Annotated in this window: 1 rRNA gene; it reads right to left on the reverse strand. The window is 58.8% G+C overall.

Annotated elements, in window-relative coordinates:
* A 16S ribosomal RNA gene (locus tag MWC30_RS22285) occupies positions 1-255 on the reverse strand; the annotation flags it as partial.

Genomic DNA, 255 nt, shown 5'->3' on the forward strand with positions numbered 1-255 from the left:
TTGCAGGACCGCCTACACGCGCTTTACGCCCAGTAATTCCGAATAACGCTTGCACCCTCCGTATTACCGCGGCTGCTGGCACGGAGTTAGCCGGTGCTTCCTCTGGTGGTACCGTCACTCCCGAAACCTGTTCAGTCCCGGGACATTCTTCCCACCTGACAGGGCTTTACGACCCGAAGGCCTTCATCACCCACGCGGCGTTGCTGCGTCAGGATTGCTCCCATTGCGCAAAATTCCTCACTGCTGCCTCCCGTA

Origin of the sequence: Desulforhabdus sp. TSK, assembly GCF_022836495.1 — a bacterium.
Lineage (GTDB): Bacteria > Desulfobacterota > Syntrophobacteria > Syntrophobacterales > Syntrophobacteraceae > Desulforhabdus.